Here is a 22,785-nt window from a genome sequence, read left to right on the forward strand (position 1 = left end):
TACAGACCATGACTGACGCTGCTCTCGCCCCAGAAATCCCGCATGCTCCGTCTGTTATTCGGCTGCTGCTCGAGAAATCAGGCATCGCCTTCGACGAAGTTCTCGAACGACCGGGCCTGAACCCTGCCCGCAAGGTGCAGGCCGTTCTGCTGCACGATGCCGTCGGCGCACTCATGGTGCTGTTTCCCCAAAGCCAGTTGCTGGATCTCAATCGCCTGGCCGAGCTCACCGGCCGCAAGCTCACGGCGGTGCCGACCGAAAAGCTGGAGCGCATGCTCGGCAAACACAGCCTGAACATGTTGCCAGGCCTGCCCGCGCTCACCAGCTCCCCGTGCCTGTATGAAGAAAGCCTGCTGCGCGAGCCGATGCTGCTGATCAACTCGGGCGAGCCGGGGGTGTTGCTGGAAGTGACCAGCGAGGCCTTCAAGAGCATGCTCACCAAGGCCAGCGCCGCCACATTCGGCGAAGCCTTGAGCAATATCACCCCCAACCTGGACCGTCCCCACGACGACCGCGCGGAAATCACCCAGGCGGTACAGGCCTTCACGGCCCGGCGCATCCAGCAACGGCTGGAAGAAACCATCGAGATTCCGCCGCTGGCCGAGACCGCTCAGAAAATCATCAAGCTGCGGGTCGATCCGGACGCCACCATCGATGACATCACCGGCGTCGTCGAAACCGACCCGGCCCTGGCCGCGCAAGTGGTGAGCTGGGCCGCCTCACCCTACTACGCCTCGCCGGGCAAGATCCGTTCGGTGGAAGACGCCATCGTCCGGGTGCTGGGCTTCGACCTGGTGATCAACCTGGCGCTGGGCCTGGCCCTGGGCAAGACCCTGAGCCTGCCCAAGGACCATCCGCAACACACCACGCCGTACTGGCAACAATCGATCTACACCGCCGCCGTCATCGAAGGCCTGACCCGCGCCATGCCTCGCGCCCAGCGCCCGGAAGGCGGCCTGACGTACCTCTCCGGCCTGCTGCACAATTTCGGCTACCTGCTGCTTGCCCACGTCTTTCCACCGCACTTCTCGTTGATGTGCCGGCACCTGGAAGTCAACCCGCACCTGTGCCACAGCTATGTCGAGCAGCACCTGCTGGGCATCAGCCGCGAGCAGATCGGTTCATGGCTGATGCGCTACTGGGACATGCCCGACGAACTGGCCACCGCCCTGCGCTTCCAGCACGATCCGCATTACGACGGCGAATACGCCGCCTACCCGAACCTGGTCTGCCTGGCGGTGCGTCTGCTGCGCGCCCGGGGCATCGGCTCGGGTCCCGACGAGGAAATCCCCGACGCCCTGCTCGAACGCGTGGGCCTGGCGCGAGAGAAAGCCAACGACGTGGTCAGCAAAGTGCTTGAAGCTGAAGTGTTGCTGCGGGAACTGGCATCGCAGTTCAGCCACGGCTGAGTAGACTCACCTGGCTTGTGCAGGTCAGTGAAGCTCTTATGGCGAGGGGATTTATCCCCTCGCCACAAGTATCCGCAGCACCTCAGACCTTGGACTTGGCCTTCTTCGGCTTCAAGTACCGGGTCAACCCCTGAAACCAGATCACCAGCGCCGGGTTGCCCTTGATCTGGATGGACTTGTCCTGGATACCGCTCATGAACGCCAGTTGCTTGTTCTTGGCCTGCATCGTGGCCAAGCCGTAGGCAGCGTCCTTGAAGGCAATGGCGAACGCTGGAGTTGGGTGGGTGCCGGACTGGCTGGTGATGCGCTGGTTTTTCACGGTGAAATGCCGGGCGACCTTGCCATCCAGAGTCTGCAGCTGGAACACCAGGTCCTTGTCGCCCAGTTGCTGCTGAAACGCCGGGTTGGTCCGGCTGGCCTTGCCCATCAACAACCCCAGCATCCACAGCAGGAAACGAAATTTCATCGGCACGGCCTCGTAAGAAAGATGAATGGCCGGGGCAGTTTAGCGATTCTTTGGCGGAACGCCATCATCGTGACGCTTTAGCGGAAGATGAGCAGTATTTCCTGCATGATGACTGCCAAGTCACGTTTTCCCAGCATGACCGTTTCCCTTCAGCTCCCTCGGAGATTTCCTTCAAAACGCCGGGCTGTCCATGAACTAGGCAGGGCTTCCGAGCGCCGCTAACCTCTGTTCGTCATCGCAAAAAAACGGTGACACGGACGTGCAAGTCCGTCTCAGGTCGCATTCGTTTATGGCTATTCGTCGAGCATTTTTCTATGCTCGCGGACTGTTATGGCGGCTGCGCGTGGGAGATCTTCGGATCTGCCGGGTTCCTGAGACCGGTCTTGCACACCTGCGCACAGCTGCCACCACTTTCGAAGTGCAATCGAAGGGTGTCGGCTCCATCACTCTCAGGATATTCACTATGTTCAAGGTCACCCCTAATCCACCGCCAAGCGGTCACATGTCCCGCGTCGATGCCCTCGAAGAAAAAAGCTCGAAGACGCCGCCACCCGCGCCCTCGACTACTACCTCAAACCCCACCCCTCCCCATCTCCCGCACCCGATAAAAACCAGCTGTTCATCGTTGCCCCTCATATCGACACCGAAACCCTGCTGGCCAACGCCTCCGAAGACCTGCAATCGATCAACACCATCGCCGCCGACCTGGCCGACGACGTCGACGACTCCCGCCGCAGCATAGCCTTGGCCATCAGCCGCATGGCCGATGGGGTTCAGTTGCTGGTCGAGCGGGCATTGGATGATCTGGAAACCCGAGAGACGGTGCAGAACGCCTAGATGTAAAGCCTTGCAATGAGGCAAACCGCGGCGAGGCCATCGCGAGCAGGCTCGCTCCCACAATTGGACCGACGCATGGCCGGACGAGATAGGTCGGCTGTCAGGCCGCCTCGCTTTGGCTTTGGCTTTGGCTTTGGCTTTGGCTTTGGCTTTAGCTTTTGATCTTAGGCGCCCCATTAACCACAAGGGCCGAACGCAGGCATTGTGGAGTGGGCATCCCGGCATGGATGTCGGGATAGCCGCGCTGGGCCATGGATGGCCCTTCGCGGCGGGCCCACGGAGCAATGCCTTCGTTCGGGAACACCTCGCCTTGGCGAGGTGCCCAGTGGTGGGGCGAAGCCTTTTTGGTTACTTTTGGGGCGTTTGCCAAAAGTAACCCGCCGTAAGGGCGGAACCATAAGCAGCCGTTACCGCAGCAATGGATATGCACACGGTCAACAAAATCCCCGCCAACTGCCAGGCAGCCATCGCGAGCAAGCTCGCTCTCACAAGGGAATCGGGGATAACGCGGATACTGCGACCAGCACAAAACAACTGTGGGAGCGAGCTTGCTCGCGATGGCGGCGGGTCAGTCAACATGAATGCCAACTGAACGGACGCTATCGCGAGCAAACTCGCTCCCACAGCTTTAACGCAGCGATCACTCCCCGAGGGAATGATCAGCAGCCCTCACTCAATCAAACATTCGGGCAAGGCACCGGTGCCCAGTCGCCCAGGTCCGGGTTTTTGCACATGCTGTTGACCTGGGTGGTACCGGCGCTGGCCACCTGCTTGCTTTCATCCTGCTTGGCCTTGGCGGTCTGCAGGGTCTTCTCGGTGGTCACCGCCTCTTTCGGCACGGTTGGCAGCACTGGCGGCTTTTTCGCAGGCTTCACGGATTTCTTGGTCTTGGTGGTGGTCGCCACGACTGGGGTGGTCTCGGCGGTCGCCACGGTCACGACGTCGGTGCGCTGCACACCCACTTGCTGCAGGTCTTTTTCATAGGCCTGGGTGTAGTTGTTCAGGTCTTCCGAAGCCTTGCCGTTGACCGCGACGATCAGGTCGTTGGACTCTTTCAGGCCGGCGACGATTTCCGCCAGGCGCTTGCGGCCCTCGGTGTCGTTGACGGTCTTGGCCTTGCGGTCGGCGACCAGCTTGGTGAACGCGCTCTGGTAGCACTGTTGCGAAGCCTTGGCGTACGCCGTGCTGCGGTCGATGTCGGTGACGCTTTTGTTGACGTCGGCAGCGTAGGAAGCGATGCGCTGGTTGTCGTCGGCGATCTGCTTCTGGCGCTCGGTGTAGTAACCGGCGGCGCCGCCTGCCAAGGCGCCGCCCGCCGCGCCGATGGCGACGTTGCGGCCACGGTCTTCCTTGTCGGCGGTCAGGGCGCCCAGCAGCGCACCACCGACGGCACCGACAGCGGCACCGGTGATGACCGACTTGGTCATGTTCCCCTCAGTGGCCCGCAGGTGCTGCACCGGCTCGTAGCAGTTGGGGTAGTACTCGACCTTGGTGCTCGATGCGACCTTGGACGTCGGCGACGTCGCGCAGCCGGTCAGGACGGTGCTGAAGCCGACCGCGACCATCAGCAAATGACGCTTGGAAACCGAAGCAAAAGGTTTACGGGAGAAAAGCATAGTTGTGTTCTCTTTTAAGTTTTGACCAGCTCAGCACGGCCCAACGCCGCCTGAGTCCCTTCCAAGCTCGCTGACAACGGGCGGTCATGATCGTTGACCGCTCGATGCGAGCAATTCCTTCAATATCGCCGCCGGATCGGCTCGTTTTTGCTGACGATAGTCACCGACATGGCGAACGAACAACGTTGCGCGCGCCACCAGGCTCTTGCCCAGCACCGGCTTGCGCTCCAATTCCTCCTTGATGCGTTGAAACTGCGCCTGGATCACGGCATCGGTGTAGCGCGTGCCCGTGGCGAGGTTGTCGATGTAGATCGCCACCGCGCCGTCCAGCGCGCTGCGGCCGTTGTCGATGGCCGTGGCGAACAGCTGGGCGCTGGCTTCGTCCTTGGCCTCCACGGCCGCCTCGCGACTGCGCTGCAGATTGGTCAGGCGAATGTTGTAGTTGTTGACGGTCTCGGCCACCAGGGCCGCAGACTGGATCAGGTTGCCGGCCGCTTCCTCACGCTGCTGGGCGATGAGCGACACGTTGCGCTTGAGCTCTTCATTGACCAGCCCCAGCTCGGCCTGCAGGCGTGGATCGACGCTGGCGGCGATGATGCTGTCCAGGCGCTTGGTGGGATCCTGGGCGTCGTCGATGGCATCGGTCAGGGACGCGAGGCGGCCCTCTTTCTGCCACTGGGCGAACAGTTCCTTGTAGCGTGAGCGCGGTGCCGACAAGGCCCCCACGGCCACCCGGAAACCGGTGGTTTCGTTGCTTTGCTCGGTACCGTCAGCGGCGAACAGCGGGTACTCGCGGCGCATGCCGGTGAACAGCGTGCCCTCGCCTTCCAGGTAATTGCCGCCCTTGACCACAAAGCCGCCATAGGCCCCCTGGCGACGTCCGGAATGCACCAGCTGGAAGGACTCCTGAACCATTTCCGCCGCGTTGCCGATCACGTCGAACAGACCGACAGGGTTCGGCAGTTTGGTGCCGATAGGCATCAAGCGTGCGGCCTGGCCGGTGCCGCCGGCCACCTGGTTGAACACCGCCCAGTCAGCCAATGGGCCATCGCCTTCGCTGCCTTCGACCCGCCGGGGGAACAGCCGCCCTTCCAGATCCTGGCGGCTGACGGCTTGCCCGCCCCGGGCGGCGAATTCCCATTCCACTTCGGTGGGCAGGCGCACGAAGCCCAACCCGCCGTCTTCGGCGGACGTACCGCGGCCGCTCACCGGCAACAGGTCCTTGTGGTATTTCATCAGCCAGGCGCTGTAAACGGCCGAGAAACGCTCAGCCTCGAATTTCGACAATTTCACCTTGGGCAGGCGCCCGGCCATGCCCTGGGGAAGCTCGGCCAGCAAAGCCTCACAGGCCGGTGCCGGTTCGCCGCTGGCCAGGGACTGTGCCTGGGCCATCACCTGGGCGTATTGCCGGGCCGTGACTTCGTACTTGCCGATGAAGTACAGCATCGGCTTGAGCGGGGTCTGGGCATCGGTCTTGGGCATCAACGGCGTGATGGTCTTGTTCCACTCCTTGGGCAGGTCCTTGAGGGTGAACTGGCCGTTGATGAAGTCGCGCCGGTAACCGGAAATGAACGACTGCTGGTAGCCGGCCTCACCCTCGCTGAACGGATAGCCCAGGCTGATCTCGCGGTCGTCCAGGGTGCCCTGGGCGAGGATGTAGACGTAGCGGAACACCATCTGCCCCTCGCACGGCAGCGGCAGGCTGACGTCGTCGGGCAACGGCTTGGGGTTGTCCAGCTTGTCGGTGCCTTCATCGGCACACACAAGGCCGGCCAGGCTCAGCGCCATGGCGGCGCCCAATAGCTTATACATCGCGGATTCCTTCAGAGGCCTGGATGCGCGCCACCCGCCAGCCGCCGCACGCCGCCGCCAAGGCACTGGTGCCGAGCACGGCCACCAGGGCCAGGATGTAGTGACGCACCAGCAGATGGCTGGCGTACTCGCCCGGCATCTGCGCAAACAGATAATTGAGGCCCGACTGCGCCAGGCCATACAGGCCGGCGCTGAGCAAGGCCGCAAACGTGGCACTGTAGAGCGCCTGCAGCACCACGAACAACAACAGCGCCGCGGTGGAGACTCCCAGCAGGCGCAGCACCGACAGCTCCCGACGCTTGCGCTCGACCGCCGCCAGCGCTCCGGCGAAGATCGCCGCGAATGCCCCGGCCAGGGCCAAGCCGGCGATGATCCAGAACACGATCGACAGATTGCGACTCAGCGATTGCACTTGTGCGATGGCCTGGGCCTGGGTGGCCACCAGCAGGTTCTGCGCGGCGAAGTACTGACGCAGCGGCTCCACGTCGCCGAGGCTGCGGGCATACAGGCGGAATGCCGGGTACACCCGCTGCTCGGCCACGCCCACCGCATCGCCGGACCAGCCGAACGCGGCTACGGCACGACCGTCGCGGTAGTCCTCGGCCGCCTCCAGCAAGGCCAGTGGCGCAAACAGGCCATCCCGGGCAAAGGCCTCCAGGGGCAGCACGTGCAGCACCTGGACCCGCGTGCGCTGCGCCTCGCTGCGACCGGCCACCTGCCGGCCGAAACTGGCCTGCAACCAATCACCCGCCCTGGCACCGAGCTTCTCGGCCGCGGTCTGGCTGAGCACCACCTGGTCCAGTCCTTGTGGCAGCGGCAGACGCTCCAGCAAGGGATCGTTGGCGGCGGTGGGTATCATCTCGACGGTGACGCCCGCCGTGGCACTGCTCAAGTCCGCCGTGGCGGCGATCTGCCGGGTTCGCGGCAAGGCAAAGGCCACGTCACCGCGCTGGCTCAATTGTTCGATGAAAGCGGCGCTGAACCGGCCACCGCCCAGAGGGATGATTTCCCGGGTGGCCGGATCGTTCTGCAGGCGTTCGGTCAGGCTGGTGACCAGGCCGAACTTGAGGCCGAACAGCACCAGCAACGGCGCCACCACGGCCACCAGCGCCAGCACCGAGCACGCCGACAGCCAGGCATCGTTGCGGTAATCCTGCCAGGCCAGGGAAGCCACCAGCGCGCCGCGCATCAGCAAGCCTCCCCGAGGGTGGCGGTCACGCCGCCGTCCGTGTCGCGACGGCAACTGATACGCCGTACCTGCAGACCGCTGGCCCGGGCCAAGGCTTCGTCGTGGGTGGCGACGACACAGCACACGCCGCTGTCACGGGCCTGGGACACCAGCAACTGCATGACTCGCTCTGCGTTCAAGGGGTCGAGGGCAGCGGTCGGTTCGTCCGCCAACAACAGGCGCGGGCCGTGGGCCAGGGCGCGCGCGCAACTGACCCGCTGGCGCTGGCCCACGGAGAGGTCCGCCGGCTTCTTGTCCAGTTGGTCGGCTATGTCCAATTTTTCGGCCAGGCGCGTCACGCTGCCGTCATCCTTCAAGCCCAGCAGTTTGCGCGATAACTCGATGTTGCCGCGTACGTTCAGGAAGCCCAGCAGGCCACCGGTCTGCAGAACATAGCCCAGGTGACGACTGCGCAGCTCAGCCAAGGTGTCCTGTTGCGACCCACGCCACAGTTTGCCGATATCCAGCGACATATTGCCGGGCGCGAAGTCGAACTGCCCGGCCTGGTCCGGCGCCAGCACCAGCGCCAGCAAGTCCAGCAACGTGCTTTTGCCGCAGCCACTGGGACCGACCACCGCCAATTGTTCACCGGCACGCAGGTGCAGCCTCCCAATTACCAGGCTGTAGCGCTGGCTGCCGGTGCCCCGGCTCTTGTGCACGGCGTTCAGGGTCAGCATCACGGCAGCGTCGACAGCGGAACACGGTACAAGGCATCGCCCGGCTCGGCATCGCCGAACCGTACCCAGTTCGCCAGGTCGTTGTGGAAGGTCTCGTAGAGGCGGATCTTGGAATCCAGCTCATCGATGAAATCTTCCTGCTCGGCCACGCTCAACGACAGCCACAGATCCTGGGTCATGTTCAGCGACTTGCTGCGGTACGGCAGCCCTTCCAGGTACTCGCCGAGAATCCCGCCATCGGCCAGGTTGCCACCCTTGCGCAAGGCCGACGGGTCGCGGCTCATGTAGGCACTGGCGCTGGCGATTTCCTGGAAGAAGTCCTTGGGCGAACGCTGGGTCTTGCGAGCCGCGTCGACGATCAGCTTCAGCGACTGCTGCAGGTCGTTGAGTTGCAGCTTGGTCAGCATCACGCAGACCTGGAACGCCGGCAGCGCCGGATTGGTCAGGTCGCGGTCGGCGGTCCAGGCGCTGACCAGCTGTGGCGCCTGGCTGGCGGCCTTGCGGCCCAGAAAATCCATGTGCATCGCATAGCCCACCGCTGCCGACTTGTCGGCCAGGCTCGGCGCGGCACTCAACATCGGTACGCTTTGCGGCTTGTTGCTGCGCACCTGGTGCACCAGGTCGGCGAACACCGAACCGATCTCGTCCACGCGCTCGCCGAACTTGCGCACATCGGCTCCAGGCACGGGGATGTACAGGTCGCCGATCTGCGGGTTGGCGTCGGCGGTCAGGATGCGGTACTGGCTCTGGGCGCCGGCGTGGGTTTTCTTGCCGGCGTCGCTGAGCAGGTGCAGGGCGTAGATCTTGATCTGCTTGCCCAGGGCCGCCTGGCGCACTTCGGCCTCGTTCATCTGGGTGGCGGCGAACGGGTCGTTCTTGCGCAAGGCACCGGCGTCGGTGACCAACAGGATCAGGCGCCCGCCGTAGCCGGACCAGTCCATGCCTTCCACCGCTTCCATGACACCGGCAAACGCGTCCTCGTTGAACGAATGGCTCGATACCATGGAAGCCTTGACCTGCCGCGCCAGATCCATGAAACGTTGCGGGTCGCGCCCCTGCTCCAGGGTGATGAGGGTCTTGGCGACGTATTCCAGGCCCGGGGTCTTCTTGACGCTGCTGCGGAAACCCACCATGCCGAAGCTGACGCTGTCCAGCTCGCCCCGTTCGGCGATACGGGTCTGCAGTTGATGGACCACGTCGCGAACCTGGTCGATGTAGGGCTGCATGGACACGGTGGTGTCCACCACCAGCACCACGGCGGTACGGAACGCATCGGCGTTGGCCGTGGTGATCGGGGTGTTGGTCGAGGCGCGGGGCGTGTTGCCCGGGTCGATGGAGGCCACGTTCAACAACTGCACCGGCTGGCCGTTTTCATCGAAGCTCTCGCGGGAATCGAAGATCGGCAACAGGTAGAACTGATTCTGCGGCACCGCACTGGCGGCCGGTTCCAGGGCCAACACTTGCTGGTTGTCCTCGCGGTTCTGCTGGGCCTTGAGCAGGACGTTCCTGGCGTTCGTCGGATTCGCCAGCAGCTTCTCCACTTCACCGGGCTGACGCAGGAACATGACCGGCGCGCGGCCCGAACGCTCGGTGAACTTGAGCACCAGGCTCTGCTTCCAGTCGCTGACCTGGGCGGCCGGCAGCCAGCCATCGCTGCGTCCGTCCGTGGCGGCGCCCACCCGTACCCACGGACTGCCATCGACGTCCTTGCGCTGGTAGACATACAACACGGAAAACGCCGGCAGCGCCTTGCCCGGCGCGGCACCCGGCTCATCGACCAGGGTCGCGCCCGGCTTGCTCAGTACCCGCTGGAACAGGGTTTTCTTGCCAGCCATCAACAACGGCCGCTGGCCGCCATCGGCCTGGTTCGCCACGGGCGGATTCACTGGGGGCGTCACGGGAGGCTGGGCCGGTGAGGCATCGGGGGCTTTCGCCGGTGGCACGTCGGGGGTCTTGGCCGGCGGTTTCGTGGCCGATGAACCGGAAGCAAGCGGCGGCTTGCTGGCCTGGCCGCTGTCGCCGGACAGCCACCAATAACCCGCGCCGCCCAATGCCAGCGCCACGGCCACCGCCACGGCGGCCAGGGCGAATACCGGGGTCTTGCGCGGTGGCGAAACCGCCGGTCGCGACGGGCTCACCGGCGGTGGAACCGGCCTGGCCTGGGGTTGAGCCTGGGACGAGGGCGGCACCGGGCCGCTCGGGATATCAATGGACATCGGCGTCAGGCCGGCCAGGTCATCCCCCACAGGCTTCGTCGACACCGGCAGCGGCAAAGGCCGGATCAGGGTCGCGTCGGACTCCGGCGGCAGGTTGTCCAGGGCCCGCAGCAAGGCGGCCGCATCCGGGAAGCGCTCCGCCGGATCCTTCGCCAGCAGCTTGCGCAGCACGTCCTGGTACCGGCCGTGATGCACCGGCAGTTCCGGCAGCGGTTCGGTCAGGTGGGCCAGTGCCGTGGACAGCGCGTCGTTGCCGGTATAGGGCAGTTTGCCGACGAGGATTTCATACAGCACCACGCCCAGGGCATACAGGTCGGCGCGGCCGTCGATGTCCTGTCCGCGAGCCTGTTCCGGGCTCATGTAGCTGGGCGTGCCCACGGCGAAACCGGCCTGGGTGAACTGGGTACGGTCGTCCAGTGACTTGGCGATGCCGAAGTCCGAGAGCACCGCCGTGCCGTCGGCGCGGAACAGGATGTTGGCCGGCTTGACGTCGCGGTGTACCAGGCCCAGCCCATGGGCATAGCCCAGCGCGGAAGCGATCTGGCGGATATAGGCCAGCCCCTGCTCCGGCGAAAGGCCGGCGGCGATGCGCTCCTTGAGCGTGCCGTTGGGCAGGTACTCCATCGCCATGTAATACAGCTCACCGACGTTGCCGATGTCATGGATGGTGACCGTGTGAGGGTGCGACAGGCGGGCCAGGGTCTTGCCTTCGCGCAGGAAGCGCTCGCAGAACGTCGGGTCGGCGGCCAGTGCCGCGGCCATGACTTTCAATGCCACCTTGCGTTCCAGGGATCGCTGGGTCGCCAGGTAGACACTCGCCATGGCGCCTTCGCCGATCTCCCCTTCGATGTCGTAGCCGGGGATCTGGATATTCAACACGGAACTCATGACGGCACCTTCACGACCACCACGGTGATATTGTCCGGCGCACCGCGCATCAGGCCCAGGGACACCAGGCTGCTGGCAATTTCGCCGGGGTCGTCGTGGTTCAGCACTTCGCGGATCTCATCGTCCTCGACGGTCTTGGTCAGCCCGTCGCTGCACAGCAGGTAACTGTCGCCGGGCACCAGCAGCAGTTCGACCAGCGCCAGCTTCAACTGCGCCTCGACCCCGATGGCCCGGGTGACCACGTTGGCCCGGGGATGGACCCGGGCTTCGGCTTCGCTGAGCAGGCCACTGTCCTGCAGGTCCTGGACGTAGCTGTGGTCCCGGGAGATGCCTTCGAGCACCCCGTCGCGCAGGCGATACAAGCGGCTGTCACCGGCCCACAGGCACATGCCGCGCAGGTCTCGGGTGGCCAGTACCACGACGGTGCTGCCCATCATGGTGACGCCGCGGTTGGCGGTTTCTTCGCGCACGGCGGCGTTGACCCGCAGCAGATCGCTCTGCAGCGCCGCGACGTATTCATCCAGGGAGCGGCCCACGGCAATGGATCGCAGACTGTCGACGATCAGGCTGCTGACGTAATCGCCCGCGGCGTGCCCGCCCATGCCATCGGCCACCACCCAGAGGCCGTTTTCCGGCAGGTCCAGGCAGGCGTCTTCATTGACCTGGCGGACCATGCCGACATGGCTCTTGCTTGCAGACTTGAATGCTTTCCCAGCACTTGGACGCATCTACACAACACCTTCTTGGCCGAGCAAAAATTGCGCGAAATCGGCGGCAGCCGGCAGGCCCCGACACCGCATCAAACCGGGCGCGATGCGCTCCGAACCCTGCCCCCACCACAGGCTTGTGCCTTCGCAGGCCGACTCGGCGAGCGCGGTCATGCGCGCCTGTGGGTCGGTGGCATCGAAGCGATGCAGGCTGGCGAACTGGCTGCTCGGCAGGCGCGTTCGATACGCAGGGCTGCCCAGGCTTTCCAGCTCCGTGCCGAAAGCCTCGAAACTGGCCTCCACGTTCAGGGTGCTCAACAGCAGGTTTTCCACCCGCTCGAACCACTCGTCCGCACCACCCACCACCGACGCCGGATCGGCGTCGGGTTCCAGCAGCACCGCCACCGTCAAGGGGAAATAGCGGCCGACCCGGTCGATGCTGGGCATCACCACGCCCACGGCCGCCTCCGGCCCGCATACGCCCGGCGCGACCATGAAGCGCCACAGCGGGCTGACCAGATAGGCGTCCAGCCAGCGCTCGCCAAGGCTGGTCTGGCTGGCGAGCAGCCCCGCCGCCAGCCAGGAGTCCCACGGGGCGATGAAGCTCTGGGGCAAGCCACGGCTGACGAAGTCCCCCCGGCTGGCCAACTTTCCATAGAAGCCCGGTGTACTCATAGCCGCTCCGGCAGGCTGAAGCCGCTCAGTACCCGGCTCTTGAACGGGTTGAAGGCACTGTTGGCCCGCAGCTCGTAGGAGGCGCTGGCGCCATCGACCCGCAGCCGCAGGTTGAAGCGGTCCGGCGAGTTGCCAGCCGTCAGGTCCGATTGTTCCAGCAGGCGGAACCAGGCCCACGGACCGTCCAGAGTGATGCCGGAACGGCCGCTGGACGATGGCGGCATGATGGAAATCCGTACCACGCCGATGCTGCCGGGGTTGGGCCATTGCATGGCGGTCGGCCGGCTCGGACCGTGGTCGTAGCTCAGCTGTTGACCGTCGAGGTCCAGCAGGAACTGGGTGATGGTGGAATCCATCGCCACTGGCTTGAGCTCGAAACGCACCATCGGTTGCGTGCCGCCGGAACGGAAGAACGCATCGCGGATGGTGGCCGCGCGCTGGAAGGTCTGCAGCACGCCGGGGGCGATGCCGAGCTTCTGGGCGGCGCCCGGTTGCCAGCGCCAGGTCGGCGTCGATGTGTCGACGTAGGGCTGCAGGTATTTGCGGAAGTAATTGTCCATCACCCCGCCCACCCCGAAGAACTGGCCGAAGTCATCCAGGGTCGCATCCCGCGCGCTGCCCGGCGACATGGGGTAACGCCCCGCCAGGGACTGGCGATAGATGTTCACCACTTCGCTGGTCCAGGCGGCGTTCAGTTGATTGCGTACCCCGCCCATCATGCTGTTGGTGGTGGAGTTGACCACCGACTTGACCAGCCCTTGCACCAGCGGCGGCTGGCGCTCGGCGTTCAGGCTGACACGGGTGGCCGCAGCGGCGGCCTGGTTCTTGGCTTCACCGAGCAGCGCGTCGCCGCTGGCACCGACCATGGCGCTGACCTGCACGTACAGGGCGTTCATGTCGGCCAACAGGCCATCGATGGCCGCCGGCTCGCCATCCGTCTTGCTGACGATGCTGTTGAGCTCGGCGAAGTGCGCGGTCACTGGATCGTCGCTTTGCGCCGGTGCGCTCTGGGTCGCCTGTTCCTGGCCCAGCAGGCTGCCCAGGCGTTCCTTGAGTTTGTCGACCCCCCCCTCCGTGGGCACGCCCTGGGCGGCCAGCTGGCGCTCTTGCTGTTGCAGATCGGTTTCCTTCGCCACGGCCACCAGCAGTTTTTTCAGGGGCGACGTCGGACCGGAAATCACCCGCAACACGTCGGCGGCCTGGGCCACGCTGGTGATGGGCACGAAGTCGATATCGGCCAGCAGTGCGTCCCATTGCCGCTGATAGTCCTCGAAGTACAGGCGACGCACATCGGCGGCCAGGCTGGCGACGTTCTGCTGGTCGGCCTGCTCAAAGCCCAGCACCCACTGCTCTTCGGCCAGGGTGCCGGTCTGGCTCAGGCTGGCGAGCAGGAAGCCCTGGCGATAACCCTTGACGGTGAAGAACCCGCTCAACGGCTCGCCCAGCGGCTTGCCGCTCTTGCGACTGAACACCAGCGCGGCGTCGCGCCCGGCGGCTTCGTTGATGCGGAAGTCGGGTACGCCGTCGGGCAGTTTCTGCCGCTTGATCCGGTCGTAGACACGCTGGGCCACCGGCAGTTGTTGCAATTGCCGACGCAGGTCGTCGATCAGCCGCGGGTCCAGGCGCGCGGTCGGCGGACGGCGCTCGAACAACGCCTGCAGATGCTCGCCCAAGGCCAGGCGCTGCTCGGCCGGCAGGTCTCGCGGCAGGCTGCGATCCCAGTCCAGGGCGACCCAGGCCTTGATGAAATCGGCATCGTAGTGCTCGTTGTCGGCGAGCATCAGGTAGGCCTTCAAGCCCTCATAGAGGAAGTCCGAATTGCCGCCGCTGTGCAGTTGCTCTTCGATGCGCGTCAGCAGGCGCGGGGCGAACACCGCGATCAGCAGCTTGCGGTAGACACTGCCGGACTCGGCTTCGAGCATGTCGCCCTGGTACAGGCCCAGGCCTTCGGCCCAGCTCGGGGCGTCGTCGGCCAGATGTTTCACGGCGTTGAGCAATGGCAGCACCGCCAGCACATCGCGCTGCGCCGGGCTGAGGTTCTGCACCGTCTGGCCCAGCGGCGCGACCTTCTGGTCGACCTGGGCGATATAGGCCTGGTTGGCGCGATAACTGACCCACCACAAGGTGCCGACCACCAGCACCAGCACCACGGTGCTAGCCAGCACGCCCCGGGCGATCCACTTGCGCCGGCGCTCGACCTTGGGGTCGACGCCCACCAGCCCACGCTCGGCGAAGGCCACGGCGGTGAAGAGCTTCTCGATGAAGTAACTGCGCCCGGTACCGGTCTGGCGCGCCAGATGCTGGCGGTCCAGGTTCATGCTCTGGGCCATGGAGCCGATCAGTCGATCGATCGGGCTGCCTTCCTGGGTACCGCTGGTGAAATACACCCCACGCAGCAACACGCGCTCTTCGAAAGCATTGGGCTTGAACACCCCTTCGAGGAAGCTTTGCAGGCAATCCTTCAGGGCGCCGAACTGTTGCGGGAAGCCATAGATCAGGTCGCGTCGCGCCGGATCGCGCTCCTGCTGCAGGCGCTCTACCAGACGGTCGTTGAGGCGCTGCTCCAGGCCGGCGAATTCGCTTTGCAGGTGGGCCAGCGGGCTGTCGTTGCTCTTGCCATCGTCCAGGGCAAAGGTCATTCCCCAGACCTGGGCGCGTTCTTCCTTGCTCAGGGTGTCGAAAAACTCCATGAACCCCGGCACCAGGTCGAGCTTGGTCAACATGAGGTAGACCGGGAAGCGCACCCCCAGCTGGGTGTACAGCTCCTGGATGCGCAACCGGATCGCCGCGGCATGGGCGGCGCGCTCGGCGTCGCTGCCCAGCAGCAGGTCGGAGAGGCTGATGGCGATGAAGGCACCGTCGATCGGGCGACGGGCGCGCTGCTTTTTCAGCAGGCCCAGAAAGCCCAGCCATGCCGCCTTGTCGACGGTGGCATCGCTGTCCTGGGTGGTATAGCGCCCGGCGGTGTCGAGCAACACGGCCTCGTCGGTGAACCACCAGTCGCAATTGCGTGTGCCACCGACACCGCGCACCGCACCGGCGCCCAGTTGCGCGGCCAACGGGAAATGCAGCCCCGAGTTGACCAAGGCGGTGGTCTTGCCCGAACCCGGCGGGCCGATGATCACGTACCACGGCAGTTCATAGAGGTTGCGACGCTCGTCGCCCCCAAGCTTGGCTTTCTTGAGCAGCGCCAAGGCTTCGTCCATGCGCTGGCGCAGGGTTTCGAGCTCTTCGGCAGTGGCGATACTGGTGGGGTCGGGCGGCGTTTGCGCGGCCAGGCTGCGCATGACTTCGGCGGCCTGCCGGCGGGCCTGGATGATGCGCAACACCCGATAGGCGATCCACACCGCGAACACCAGGATGATCAATGCCCAACGCCGGCCTTCGGGCACCAGCCAGTCCAGCAGCGGGCCCACGAACCAGATGATCAGGCTCAGGGCGATCAGCCCCAGCAACGGGATGACCCAGCGGATCATAAAACTGAAAAACGCTTTCACTCGACCCCCTCCGCCAAAACTGTGATTTCAACCCGACGATTGCGTGCACGCCCCTCGGTGGTGGCGTTGGACGCCAGCGGCTCGGTGTCGCTGCGGCCTTCGGCGCTGAAGCGCTCGGGTTGACCGGTCTTGGCCGAAAGAATCTGCAGCACCGACTGGGCCCGTGCTTCGGACAGCGCCCAGTTGGACGGGAACCTCAACGTGGCGATCGGTCGGTTGTCGCTGTGGCCGGTGACCAGCACCTGGCCCTTGACCTTGCGCACCGCGTCGGCGATGCGCAGCATCAGCGGCTGGAAATCGTCCTTGATGCTGGCGCTGCCGGAGGCGAACAGTTCGTCGCCGCGGATGGTCACCACCGAACGGTCGACGGCGTCTTCCACGGCGATCCGACCGGCCCTGATTTCATCGGCCAGGAAACCGGCCAGGCGTGGGCGCTCGATGACTTTGGGCTGCACCACGGGTCGGTCGATGGCCTGCACCGGGATCTCCCCCAGGGCATGGATATTCTTGAACACCGGCTCGGCATCGGAGGCCAGTTTCATGCGCAGGCCGAACAGCAGCGCCAGCAAAAGGGCCGCGCCGATGGCCACGGCGATCCATGGCGGCATGAATTGCGCCAGGCGATCCCGGCCCACGGTGACGCCGCGCCAGTGCGGCGACAGCTCGCGCTCGTAGTCGCCACGGGCGCTGCGGATTACCGCGCTGGTGCGTTCGCGCAAGGCTTCCAACTGGCTGCGACCGTCGTTCATCACTCGGTAGCGTCCCTCGAACCCCAGGCACATGCACAGGTACAGAAGCTCCAGCAGGTACAGGCGCTCCCGTGGGCTTTGCAGGCAATGCTCCAGCAACTGGAAGACCTTTTCGCCGCCCCAGGCTTCGTTATGCACAGTGATCAACAGGCTTTGCTTGCCCCAATCGCTGGTGCCGCCCCAAGGCGTACTCAACACGGCTTCGTCCAGGGCGGTGCACAAGGCGTAGCGGGCCAGGAGCACATCGTTGCGCACCACGCCGGCGGCTTCGGCGCGTTCCTCGAACTGCCGCAGGTAGGCCAGCAACTGCGCCCGCAGGCTGGCCGGCGCCGGGTGCGCGATGGTGTTGCGCAGGCGCGTCAGCAACGCCAGCAAGGGGCCGGCGGCGCTTTCCAGCGGATTGAGACCCTGGGCCTTGCCGGTCAGGACCGGCGCGGCCGGCACCGACAGCGGTGTCGACGCGGGTGCCGGTGCGGGGCGGCCCGCCTCCGGACGGAAGGGATCGGCGCCACGCCCACCGGGCGTCGGCATGAACTGGGTACGATCGTCGTTGCTCATCGCCAATTATCCTCGGATCGCCCAGAAAGCCAGGTTCAGCCCCGGGAACTGGCCGGCGATGTGGAACGCAAAACCGCCGGAGTTGCCCAACTGCTTCCAATGGTCGCTGCCCCGGTCGAGCTCGTAGTAGGTGGACCCGGCGTGGTACGGCAGCTGGCGTGGCGCCACCGGCAACGGCAACAGGCCGATGCCCGGCAGTTGCAGGTTGACCAGGTCGCGGATGTGCTCCACCGAACCGATCTTGCTCTGCTGGCCGAAGCGGCTGCGCAGGGTCTCGGCGGGAACGTCGGCGCGCACCACCAGGATGAAGCTGGCACTGTCGAGCAGGGTCTTGTCGGCCAGCATCGCCACGTGGATGCCGTAGGCCTTTTCCACGATCGGAATGGGAATCGCCTTGCTGTCGATCAACATGGACAGGGCTTCGCGCAGGGCCTGCATCACCGGCGCATAGCTCAGTGCCAGGTCGTCGTGCTGGTACTGCGGGTACTCCTGCGGTCGTCGGCCGGAGGCGGTGAAGGTGGAGAACTCACCGGCCAGGGCCACCAGCTCGCTGTAGAACCGCTCGGGGTGCAGCGGGCTCAACTGGCTCAGGTGCTGGATCAGCGGCTGAGCCCGGTTGACCAGTTGCAGCAGCATGAAATCGGCAATCTCCGAGGCACCACCGGCGCCGGACGCCACCACGCGCCCGGCCAGGGCTTCGCCACGCTGGTGAAGCAGGCCCAGCAGCTCACTGCGAAACGCGGCCAACGGTTTGGAGGCGAGCACATCGAGCACCGGCGGGATGTAGGTCTCGTCGAGCACCAGGGCGCGGTCGGCGCGCTTTTCCTTGATGCGCACCACGCCGACGGCAGCGTAGTCACCGATGCCGTCCTGCTCCGTCAACAGGCGCAACGCCCGCGAACCCACCGCCACCGGTGCGCGGTTTTCGAACGGCGCGTTGTCGTCCCGCACTTCGCAGACCTGGCTCACATAGCGCGCCGCGCCCAGGGCTTCGCCCTCATCGACGGTGTCCCGGGTACCGGCGCGCTTGAGCGGCAAGGCCAGGTACACCAGGCCATCGCGCAGGTTGTCATCGACATTCAGGGGCGTCGGCGCCACATCGTCCTGGGGGATGTTGAACGGTGTGCCGTCCGGCAACAGCCCCCGCGCGCAGATGATCGCCAGCTTGCCCTGGGCCAGCAGGCCCTGGTCGATCAGCAATTCGGAAAACCCCCAGGCGCCGGCCGACAGCGGGCGGCTGCGAGCGTCGATAAGGTTTTCCAGGTAACGGTCATGCTGCTGGAAGTGCTGCGTTCCAATGAACATGCCTTCCGACCAGACCACGCGATTGTTCCAGGACATGGGGGCTCCGATTGCTTATTGGGCAGGGCTGGATGGGGTAACGACGACGTCGCTGCGCACGGCGCGTACATCGAGGCTGATCTGGTATTCGGTGTATTGGCGCGCCGGGACATTCAACACCGTGCGCCACAACGAGCGGTCCAGCTCGCGATAACCCACCAGGATGCCGATATGGCGGGTCGATGGGTCCAGATCGCGTTGCAGGCTCAGCTGCTGGCCGGGCTGGACTAGCACTTCGTCCTGATCGATCAGGTCAGCGCCCAGCGTCGCCTGGGCCCGTTCGGCCAGGGCGAAATAATCGGAGCGACCGAAGGTGGCGGCGTTCTTCAGTTCGAAAATCCGCACCCGGACCGGGGCCGGCTGGCCGGTGGCACCGGGGTTGAGACCGTTTATGGCGTGGAAGTGCAGCTCGATGGCGGCGGTATCGGCCTCAGCCTCTTCGGGCTGGTTGTTGGCCGCATCCTTGGCGCACGCCGTCAGCACAAGCGCGGCGGCGACTGCGAGTAAAAACCTGGGAATCATCCTGCGTCCTCAATGACGTTTGAGCTATCCGTTGTTTGACTATGAAAGGTTAGGGGGCGGCGACGCTCAACGGCGTCGCTGTCGTGTGCTGTGTTCTTCGTAGGCACGGCTGAATTCCCGACCGAACAGGTCCTGGAAATCCTCCTGGGCTTCCCGGGAAATGTTGCTGTAGAGCTCGGTGAATTGCTGCCAGTACTGGGCCTGCCGCGAGCCGCTGAAAATACCCGAAAGCCCACCGGGCTTGGCCATGCGTTCTTCCAGTTGCGACGGCTCGAAGCGCCCCAGCAGATGCTTGATGGCCGCTTCCACACCGGCCATCACCGCCAATTGGTGGGCGCGCAGGTCATCGAAACTGTCACGCACCGCCGCGTCCGGGGCCATGAACGCCTGGTTGCCATGGCGCAGCAGCAACAGCATGGCCTCGTCGACGTTGGGTGCGAACTTCAGCGGGTTGTTCTCCACCGGCTGGATCATCGTCTGCTGGATGCGGAACTCACCCTTGAGGCTGCTGCGGGCGCGCAAGACATCGATCAGGCCTTCGACCATCAGCCGGTAGCTGCGACCGATGCTTTCCATCTGCGCCTCGGCCTGGGCCTTGTCCAGGCGCAACTGCTCCAGCCCGGCTCCGCGCAAAAAGGCCTGCAGCAGATCGGGCCGGGCGCCTTCGACGGGCTGCTCGGGTGCGACCGGCGGTGCAACCGGCGGCTCGACACGGGCGACCGGAGGTGGAACAGGCTCGTCCGGCACACGGGTTTCGAACACGCTGATCTGCGGCGCAGGGACCGGGTTCGGAGACACCGGTATCGATACCGGCTCCACCACAGGCGGCGGAACAGGCTGGGGGTTGACCGCCACTGGCGCGGGCTTGTCGCTGAACGGGTCCCAGTCCTCCGGAATCACCGGGGCGCCCGTCATCGCCGCAGGCTCGACCAGCGGCGGCGGGCTGGGGCGCGGCATCGGCGTGGGCGGACGGAAATCGTGCTGCTGGGCCGGTACGTGATCGGGCTGGGTGGCCGGCGGGATGCTCGAGGGTGTCAGGAAGTCGAACAGATCCGGCATCGTGTCCATGGAGGACACACCCTGGAACTGCGCAGGCGACACCACGGGAATTGGCGAAGGCGTATGCAGGGGGGCACTCTGCTGCCCCATCAGGGCTTCGAAGCTGCTGGGCGATTCGGCGAACGGGTTGCTGTCGGTGACCGGCAGGTTGAAATCGACACGCGCCTGGATCTCGTAGTCGCCGATGCGGATCACTTCGCCGTCCTGCAGGGGCTCGCTGTTGCCCTTGCGCAGGCGAACGCCGGCCTTGACCAATTCCACACCGTTAGTGCTGTTATCGGTCAGATAATACCGGCCATCCTTGTATTGAATAACGCAATGTTTACCGGAAACCAGGCGCTCGGGGTCCGGTAATACCCAATCATTATCGGAATTACGGCCAATTGCCATCACTCCTTGATCCATGGACTTTTCAGAACATTGACCGGGAGTAATCTTGTGATAACTAGTGATAGTCAAACACAGCGGCATCTCGCCTCCTTGCTGAACACTTCTTTACTCGTCTTCGCATGCGAGCGTATCGAGGCATACGCACCTCGGCGACTCGCTTGAAAAACCCCTGCAAACTGCCGTGAAACGGCTTTTTGCCAGCATGATGGCTGATATTAACCGGCCTGCATGACAAAAAACCTGTCTGCGTACCCTCCTCGACCTGCCAGTCGCGCGGGTTGTTAAGCGCCTCACAACTGTAACAGACTGGAAATAGCTTACCTTGACAAGCGATAAGTACTACACCAAAAATGCACAACTTCTTGATTAAGCGTGATGGCACTTTAAGATCATTAAGCATCTAAACGGCCATTACCCTCAAGGAATATGCAAAGTTTCATGCGAGGTTCCGTCTGGAACTTGCGTATGCACTGCCCGACTTCATTCATCGGGCGATAGGGAGATCGATCCAAGTGGATGTGCCTTTGTTGCTCGCCGCCGTTTCCGCGACCTCGCCGTGCGGCGACGACCTGGAATATGACCCGGATTTCTTGCGCCTGGAACGTGACTCCCGCGGTCAGCCCGAGCGCAGCATGGGCGATTCGATCCTCCCCGCAGAACCTCCCGAGTGGCGCAGCGTCCGGCAGCAGAGCCTGGACCTGCTGCAACGCAGCAAAGACCTGCGCATCACCCATTACCTGTTGCAGAGCTCCCTGGCCCTCGAAGGCATTCCCGGGCTCGCTCGCGCCCTGACGCTGATCAGCGAGTTGCTCAAGCAATACTGGGCCGACCTGCACCCGCGCCTGGACGCCGACGACGACAATGACCCCACGGTGCGCATCAACGCCCTCGCCGGCCTGACGTCCGATGCCACTATCCGCCTGTTGCGCGAAAGCATCCTGACCCGTTCGCGCACCTTCGGGTCCGTCAGCCTGCGCGCTGCCGCCAACGCCAGCGGCTTGCAAAGCTTTCCCGACGAAACACTCGGCGCCGAGCAACTTGCCGGTGCCTTGCGCGACAGCGACCCCGAGCAGCTGGAAACCATCCGCGCCGCTCTGCTGGAGGCCCGCAGCGCCGCCGAAGCCATCGAGCAGCAGGTCAGCGATCAGGTCGGTTCCGCCCAGGGCGTAGACCTCGGTCCACTCAAGCAACCTCTGAAGATGGCCCTGCAGATTCTCGGCCAGCCCGCCGCGCAGAACGGCGACAGCGAGCAACCCGAGGCCAGCGGCGACGACAGCGATGCATCCACCGAACATGCCTATGCGCCGAGCGCGCCGCGCAGCACCGGTACGAACGCTGGCAGCGCTGAAATCAACAACCGCGACGATGTGCAGCGCAGCCTCGACCGGATTCTCGCTTACTACACCCGTCATGAGCCCTCCAGCCCCCTGCCGGTGCTGTTGAACCGGGCCAAGCTTCTGGTCAACGCCGACTTCGCGACCATCGTGCGTAACCTGATTCCCGACGGCATGAGTCAATTTGAAAACCTGCGCGGCCCAGACAGCGAATAAAAGCGAGCGGATCACGCAGTCACGTCACCGGCCCCACCGGATGACGCCAACACCGTCGCTCAAGCGACCAGGAGCAGCAACGTGGCGAAGCAAAGTTCTCAGAAATTCATCGCGCGCAACCGCGCGCCTCGAGTGCAGATCGAGTACGACGTCGAGCTCTACGGCGCCGAGAAGAAGGTCCAGTTGCCCTTCGTCATGGGGGTTATGGCCGACCTCGCCGGCAAGCCTGCCGAGCCTCTGGCACCCGTGGCCGATCGCAAGTTCCTCGAGATCGACGTCGACAATTTCGACTCGCGCCTCAAGGCCATGCAGCCTCGCGTGGCGTTCCATGTGCCCAACGAACTGACCGGCGAAGGCAACCTGAGCCTGGACCTGACATTCGAAAGCATGGACGACTTCAGCCCCGCAGCCGTGGCCCGCAAGGTCGACTCGCTGAACAAGTTGCTCGAAGCGCGCACCCAACTGGCCAACCTGTTGACCTACATGGACGGCAAGACCGGTGCCGAAGAAATCATCATGAAGGCGATCAAGGACCCAGCGCTGTTGCAGGCCCTGGCGAGCGCGCCGAAGCCAGCACAGGATCAATGA

Annotated in this window: 16 protein-coding genes and 1 pseudogene; 4 read left to right on the plus strand and 13 right to left on the minus strand. The window is 64.6% G+C overall.

Translation table 11 applies throughout. From position 1 onward, the window contains the following. Positions 1 to 8 precede the first annotated feature (8 nt). Positions 9 to 1,409: an aminoacyl-tRNA deacylase and HDOD domain-containing protein gene (locus AC1M7R_RS10475; protein ID WP_072430966.1), complete on the plus strand. Its 1,401-nt coding sequence runs from the start codon at positions 9 to 11 to the stop codon at positions 1,407 to 1,409. Between the two features lie 82 nt (positions 1,410 to 1,491). On the opposite strand, the gene AC1M7R_RS10480 is transcribed toward AC1M7R_RS10475, so the two are convergent. Beyond that, positions 1,492 to 1,875: a helicase gene (locus tag AC1M7R_RS10480; protein ID WP_072430967.1), complete on the minus strand. Its 384-nt coding sequence runs from the start codon at positions 1,873 to 1,875 to the stop codon at positions 1,492 to 1,494. Positions 1,876 to 2,338: 463 nt separating this feature from the next. Between AC1M7R_RS10480 and AC1M7R_RS10485 the strand changes: the two are divergent. Next, positions 2,339 to 2,712: pseudogene (locus AC1M7R_RS10485) on the plus strand (DUF6124 family protein). Positions 2,713 to 3,389: 677 nt separating this feature from the next. On the opposite strand, the gene tagQ reads toward AC1M7R_RS10485, so the two are convergent. The 12 genes from tagQ to tagH all read right to left on the minus strand — a co-directional run bounded on the left by tagQ (position 3,390) and on the right by tagH (position 20,728). Continuing rightward, positions 3,390 to 4,328 carry a type VI secretion system-associated lipoprotein TagQ gene (tagQ, locus tag AC1M7R_RS10490; protein WP_490610392.1) on the minus strand — a complete coding sequence of 313 codons (939 nt, stop codon included), beginning with the start codon at positions 4,326 to 4,328 and terminating at the stop codon, positions 3,390 to 3,392. Between the two features lie 84 nt (positions 4,329 to 4,412). Beyond that, positions 4,413 to 6,116, minus strand: a complete 1,704-nt coding sequence (locus AC1M7R_RS10495) for a formylglycine-generating enzyme family protein (RefSeq protein ID WP_371264377.1) — start codon at positions 6,114 to 6,116, stop codon at positions 4,413 to 4,415. A gap of 16 nt (positions 6,117 to 6,132) precedes the next feature. Continuing rightward, on the minus strand, positions 6,133 to 7,329 hold the full coding sequence (locus AC1M7R_RS10500) for an ABC transporter permease (protein WP_072390792.1): 1,197 nt from the start codon (positions 7,327 to 7,329) through the stop codon (positions 6,133 to 6,135). Then, the gene (locus tag AC1M7R_RS10505) at positions 7,329 to 8,045 is read right to left on the minus strand and encodes an ABC transporter ATP-binding protein (RefSeq protein WP_072390795.1); all 717 of its coding nucleotides are present in this window, start codon (positions 8,043 to 8,045) and stop codon (positions 7,329 to 7,331) included. The genes AC1M7R_RS10500 and AC1M7R_RS10505 overlap by 1 nt, the downstream gene beginning before the upstream one ends. After that, positions 8,045 to 11,149, minus strand: a complete 3,105-nt coding sequence (locus AC1M7R_RS10510; protein ID WP_072459696.1) for a serine/threonine-protein kinase — start codon at positions 11,147 to 11,149, stop codon at positions 8,045 to 8,047. The genes AC1M7R_RS10505 and AC1M7R_RS10510 overlap by 1 nt, the downstream gene beginning before the upstream one ends. Continuing rightward, complete coding sequence (locus tag AC1M7R_RS10515) at positions 11,146 to 11,877, minus strand: PP2C family protein-serine/threonine phosphatase (RefSeq protein WP_072390801.1); 732 nt, start codon at positions 11,875 to 11,877, stop codon at positions 11,146 to 11,148. The genes AC1M7R_RS10510 and AC1M7R_RS10515 overlap by 4 nt, the downstream gene beginning before the upstream one ends. Then, the gene (gene tagF / locus AC1M7R_RS10520; protein WP_072390804.1) at positions 11,878 to 12,531 is read right to left on the minus strand and encodes a type VI secretion system-associated protein TagF; all 654 of its coding nucleotides are present in this window, start codon (positions 12,529 to 12,531) and stop codon (positions 11,878 to 11,880) included. Next, positions 12,528 to 16,028, minus strand: a complete 3,501-nt coding sequence (gene tssM / locus AC1M7R_RS10525; RefSeq protein ID WP_072430973.1) for a type VI secretion system membrane subunit TssM — start codon at positions 16,026 to 16,028, stop codon at positions 12,528 to 12,530. Before tssM ends, tagF begins: the two co-directional genes overlap by 4 nt. Next, a complete protein-coding gene (locus tag AC1M7R_RS10530) occupies positions 16,025 to 17,335 on the minus strand; it encodes a DotU family type VI secretion system protein (protein ID WP_072390810.1) in 1,311 nt (436 codons plus the stop codon). Before AC1M7R_RS10530 ends, tssM begins: the two co-directional genes overlap by 4 nt. 6 nt (positions 17,336 to 17,341) lie before the next feature. Beyond that, positions 17,342 to 18,676, minus strand: coding sequence for a type VI secretion system baseplate subunit TssK (gene tssK / locus AC1M7R_RS10535; protein WP_337349429.1), 1,335 nt, complete (start codon positions 18,674 to 18,676; stop codon positions 17,342 to 17,344). A gap of 15 nt (positions 18,677 to 18,691) precedes the next feature. After that, the gene (tssJ, locus tag AC1M7R_RS10540) at positions 18,692 to 19,198 is read right to left on the minus strand and encodes a type VI secretion system lipoprotein TssJ (RefSeq protein ID WP_072390816.1); all 507 of its coding nucleotides are present in this window, start codon (positions 19,196 to 19,198) and stop codon (positions 18,692 to 18,694) included. A gap of 66 nt (positions 19,199 to 19,264) precedes the next feature. Next, positions 19,265 to 20,728 (minus strand): type VI secretion system-associated FHA domain protein TagH, encoded by a 1,464-nt coding sequence (gene tagH / locus AC1M7R_RS10545; RefSeq protein WP_337349428.1) that lies wholly within the window; start codon positions 20,726 to 20,728, stop codon positions 19,265 to 19,267. A gap of 431 nt (positions 20,729 to 21,159) precedes the next feature. Between tagH and tssA the strand changes: the two genes are divergently transcribed. Continuing rightward, on the plus strand, positions 21,160 to 22,197 hold the full coding sequence (tssA, locus tag AC1M7R_RS10550; RefSeq protein ID WP_072390822.1) for a type VI secretion system protein TssA: 1,038 nt from the start codon (positions 21,160 to 21,162) through the stop codon (positions 22,195 to 22,197). Between the two features lie 81 nt (positions 22,198 to 22,278). Then, positions 22,279 to 22,785 carry a type VI secretion system contractile sheath small subunit gene (tssB, locus tag AC1M7R_RS10555; protein ID WP_003177230.1) on the plus strand — a complete coding sequence of 169 codons (507 nt, stop codon included), beginning with the start codon at positions 22,279 to 22,281 and terminating at the stop codon, positions 22,783 to 22,785.

Source organism: Pseudomonas sp. MS01C9 (assembly GCF_058202755.1).